A 4,397-nucleotide genomic window follows, 5' to 3' on the forward strand; every position below is an offset into this window, starting at 1 on the left:
GCAGCAGGGCTCCTTGCTTTGCTGTCCGGCTTTTGCAGGATGGTCGAACCGGGACAGCAACTTCGAAATAACCGAGTCCCGCTCGAACGCTGCAAGACAGAGTTCGAGCACACGCGCTCCCATGCCCCGACGTTTGTCCGACATGATTTGCAATTGAATCTCACATTGACATCTAAACAGTTGGTCCCCGCACATAGTGAATATGCTTGAGGACACCTCGAACAACCTGAACTTATGAGTGCATTTTGCCGCACCACGACGATAGCAGCCAAACCTAGCTCAACTCTCTCGGCGAATCGCCGCTAATCTCGACGGTGCTGTCCCGTTATCCCTCCGAGCCGCCACGGGGCCGGCGACTCCACCGGTTTCAGGTCTCAGAAGCCTTCAATCCCAATTCTCATGGCACACTCTCGATTGCAGTAAGACTACGCATTGAAGTCGGTTGAGGGAAAAGTCATAAGAATGTAATCGCACCAATCATAGGATCCATCCACGTCTCTCGAAACGCCTTTGTGCTCGGTATGTCCGGATCGCGAAAGTCGCCATTCGTTCAGCGCTTCCCTAGGAACTCGACGATATCGGCCGCCACACTTTCACGCAAACTCTCGAACGATGATTGATATTTCTTGGGCTCAAACGCTTCCAGACGCTTTAAGACATCCTGGACTGCCATCGTTTCACGCCAGAACACCACTAAGCCCGCAGCCTCAAATAGCTCTGCAATCTCCACCTGATGGTCGTCATTATGCTCCCCATAAGCCTGTAGCCTTGGCATTACCGCTACCTTGCACTCCGCTGTCAGCGCGGAAATTATTGAGCCAGTACCACCGTGAGTGAAACAAAAGTTAGATTTGGCGAGAAACGCGTCAACCTCATGCTTACTGCAATAGTCGAAAACGCGTACCCAATCTGGAGCGTTCCTAACCTTTGTTCCACCGGCCTGAATAGCCATCGGCTTATAATTCTCCAAATCAGACCATCCTTTGGATAGGCAAGCGATGAGCCGATCAAACGGCATACTCTGGGTTCCAGTCAAGACCGTAATCAATACAGTTTCCCTGCGTAACGAGCTTTTCTATAGAATCTTTGAAGCTCGGGCCATTGAACGTAGAAACAATCCGCAAATGGATACAGTATTCGACCCGTAAGAGAAGGCGAACGAATCTTTGCAAAAGTCTCAATGTAAATCAACTTCGCTCCTAAAAGCTTTGCAATTATGCAAGTTGGAATGGCTGTATGCGCACCTGTCGAAATCACTATTGCAGGACGATACTGAATTATCCTAGATAAACTAACAAGTACATTCCAAGCAAACTTCCAAACATATGACAAAGGCGCTTCGCGCCCCCCATGGGGTAGAAAAAGCACGGTCGAGTCTAGCTCATCACGGAGCTGCGCTGTCGACGGTACTCGCTCGGTCACTAGTACAGTCTCCTTTCGATCGTAAAGCCCTTGCAGGCGCAACAACTGAGTCAGGTGTCCGCCTGCTGATGAAATGAACATAATGTCGCATCGCCTTCTCATAACTACCTCTTCCGAATGGCCTTTCGCCTCAGCACGCCAACCTGGTCAGCATAGTCTATCCGCTATAAGGCAACGGACTATTGAATAATGTCGCCCTTACGCTAGGTGCGTGCGACGGTTGTTCAACAACTCATTGACCGGTCGATTCAGAATCAAAAGCCCGAAGAGAAACCAAAAGACATACAAAAATCCCGCGGAGAAAAAAACGTTTCCTCCGATCATCAGCAAGCAAATCCCTATAAAAACCGCGCCCAAAGTTCTTCGACCAAATTGGTCTAAAAAACGACTCTTCTTAATATAGAATCCCACGCAAGCGAAGAAGCTGACTACAAATGGCGCGAGTAGAACGCCGTACTCAATAGCGAACGACACCCAATCTCCATGGGCCATCGTGCCTTCACCACCCGATTGAGCCCGGATGCCGCCAAGACTCCTCGTCTGTCCGATGCCAGCACCAAGGAGAAGATAGCTATCCTGCCATTCCTCCAGTAGGGCGAGCCAGTGCATCAATCGCCATTGCAAAGAAGTGGGCTTCTCACCTGCAGCCAGGGAACTAAGATGCACTCCTTTATCGATAGTTTCTATTGCTCGAGTAGCGATAGGCTCATATAGAAGGAACGCTGCAATAACAGTACAAACAAGCACCACCCCAACCAGTCCTTTCGAACCAAAAAGACCTGATTTAGAGTTAGTCCAGAAGAGTAAAAAAAGAATCGGTGCGACTACAATGATGTTTTTCAATGTGGCGCCTAATGTCAGTGCCAAAAGAAAAACGAGAAAACTAAAAAAGGCTAGACGTCGCAAGTTTGGGGTTACGTGTACTCGATCCATCATTATCGAAAAGCTGAGAAATAGTGCTACCGTCATCATGTTTGCGAACACATTCGGCGTTAGAGCGCCGGAAGCTCGTGGAATTCCTTGAATGACTGGCGCCTGCCCAGCAAAATAAAATGTTATGCCAACTAACGCGTGAAGAACAAGCACCAACATCAGGGCTTTGATGAACCGCCAGCGTGACTGTTCCGGGACTAGCAATCCGCCAGTGAAAAAAACTAATGCAATCACTAACCTCATCCACGCCTCGAGCGAAACAGACACCGGTAGCTCGTTCAGGGACGCAATGAATACCGAGATTCCGCCAATCATGACGAAACTTAACAGAATTACGAGAATAGGTTTTGCCGACTCTAAAGGCCTTGTGGTTGACGGACACAACATTAGGCTCGTTGCGACCAGCAGAACGGAAAGAAGCAAAAAAAGTATTCCTATATAGGCCGGCAGTATTCCTAAGGTAGCGAGATATGCTAGCAATGCCCAAGCCGATGCATTTTGAATTTTCATTATCAACCTGGCAATAAATTAGCCGATTATATAGTCTTGGCTTGGAAAAGATCGGCACCAGAAACTTCCCGCCTCAACCGGTTCCACATATTCGACGCCAGGGGTTTGTACTTCGAAGACAAGGATAGATAGAGGCTTGCATTGCCAATGTGAGTGGTGTGCATATTCGGTGCTGTCCGGAAGTGGGCGACACAGGCAATCAAGGGCGGCTTCGATCGAGCGGTCAAAGGCGGGCAACGCGGTCGGTGGTGTGGACTTGGTCGAACGTCTACCTTGGTGCAAGAGGCGCAGTTGAAACTGCTGATCATGGGTTCTAATCGGGCCCAGTGGAAATTGAGGTTTGCCTTTGTGAAGCTGCCTTCGTTTCAGTGCGCACCATAAGCAGCAGGCACTTAAACGGGGACAGGCTCACAGAGCGCATTCGGTCGATGCGCATCTGGTCTAGAATATATTGGCGCTTCCTTAACGATTGTCATCACTTTCAACAATCGTGCGGTACATTGTTATTATACGCTCAGCAATTAGTTTCTGATCGTAGCTCTTAAGTCTGAAGGCGTCCCTTATCGGGTTTCTTGCATCTTGAGTTGAGAGCACGCTACAAACAGCGTCTGAAAAGCTTGTAACAGTGAAGGGGGAAACTATTTTACAAAAAGGGACGTCTTCCAGAAGATTTGATATGTCGCCCACGTCTCTGGACACAACACGAAGCCCGCTGGCGAGGGCCTCTTTTACCGCGTTCGGTGACCCCTCAAAATCTGACGTAACGAGTAATGCATCTGCTGCATTAAATAGCTCTAAAGTCTCTTTTCGAGTTCGGTCAACCATAGTTAACTCATAAACGTTTAATCCCCGGAGCTTCAATTCGTTCAGAATCTGTACGAACAGATCATACCTCTTAGCCGGCCTATGCAGATTGTTTGCTGATACAAACAACAGAGCGAATGCGTCATCTGGGACCCCTTGCAAATGCCTTGCCTGATGCTTATCGAGCAAACGAAACGAATCAAAATCAACACCGTTTGGAGCGAGAAGATCCTTTTCATCTGACAAAGCAAAGGGGGGCTGTGTTTTAAATATAGCACGTTTGCAATTCCAGTAAACGAAACGCTCTATGGCTAAAGAGGTCCATCGCCCTACCTTTAATACATTCCGGCCATAATCGTTCATGTAGGAAACGACTAGTTTACTACCAACTCCTGCGAGAACGGAGGCAAAACCACTCAAAACGTGATGCGCGTGAACCACATCATAGTCTCGACTCAGCCTCTGAATATGGGGTATCGAACTTGCGTAGGCTTTGATGCCATCCTTTTGTGACGGAATGACGAATACAGTGCATGAAACGCCAGCTTCCCGGAGGGAGTTGATCTGTTCCTCAATAAATACACCCCTAACGGGTGCTTCCATATTCGGAAATGCGTTTGTAACATGGAGTACTTTCATAATAGATTTAGATGCCAGCAAAGTACGCTTGCGCTAATCGCGATAATTGATCAAGCATGTGGCTGCGATGATCACTAATGCCCCTTAAT

4 protein-coding genes are annotated in these 4,397 nt (G+C 48.3%); all 4 read right to left on the reverse strand.

Annotation, left to right across the window (positions count from 1 at the left end):
* Nucleotides 1-550: 550 nt before the first annotated feature.
* The 4 genes from ACKVEX_RS16370 to ACKVEX_RS16385 all read right to left on the reverse strand — a co-directional run bounded on the left by ACKVEX_RS16370 (nt 551) and on the right by ACKVEX_RS16385 (nt 4,308).
* Nucleotides 551-952, reverse strand: coding sequence for a glycosyltransferase (locus tag ACKVEX_RS16370; RefSeq protein ID WP_473216807.1), 402 nt, complete (start codon nt 950-952; stop codon nt 551-553).
* A 92-nt stretch (nt 953-1,044) separates the two neighbouring features.
* Nucleotides 1,045-1,524, reverse strand: coding sequence for a PssD/Cps14F family polysaccharide biosynthesis glycosyltransferase (gene pssD / locus ACKVEX_RS16375; protein WP_473216808.1), 480 nt, complete (start codon nt 1,522-1,524; stop codon nt 1,045-1,047).
* A 96-nt stretch (nt 1,525-1,620) separates the two neighbouring features.
* Nucleotides 1,621-2,865 (reverse strand): hypothetical protein, encoded by a 1,245-nt coding sequence (locus ACKVEX_RS16380; protein ID WP_473216809.1) that lies wholly within the window; start codon nt 2,863-2,865, stop codon nt 1,621-1,623.
* A gap of 462 nt (nt 2,866-3,327) precedes the next feature.
* A complete protein-coding gene (locus ACKVEX_RS16385; protein ID WP_473216810.1) occupies nt 3,328-4,308 on the reverse strand; it encodes a glycosyltransferase family 4 protein in 981 nt (326 codons plus the stop codon).
* Nucleotides 4,309-4,397: the final 89 nt, after the last annotated feature.

Origin of the sequence: Denitraticella aggregata, assembly GCF_048158365.1 — a bacterium.
Taxonomy (GTDB): domain Bacteria; phylum Pseudomonadota; class Gammaproteobacteria; order Burkholderiales; family Rhodocyclaceae; genus Azoarcus_F.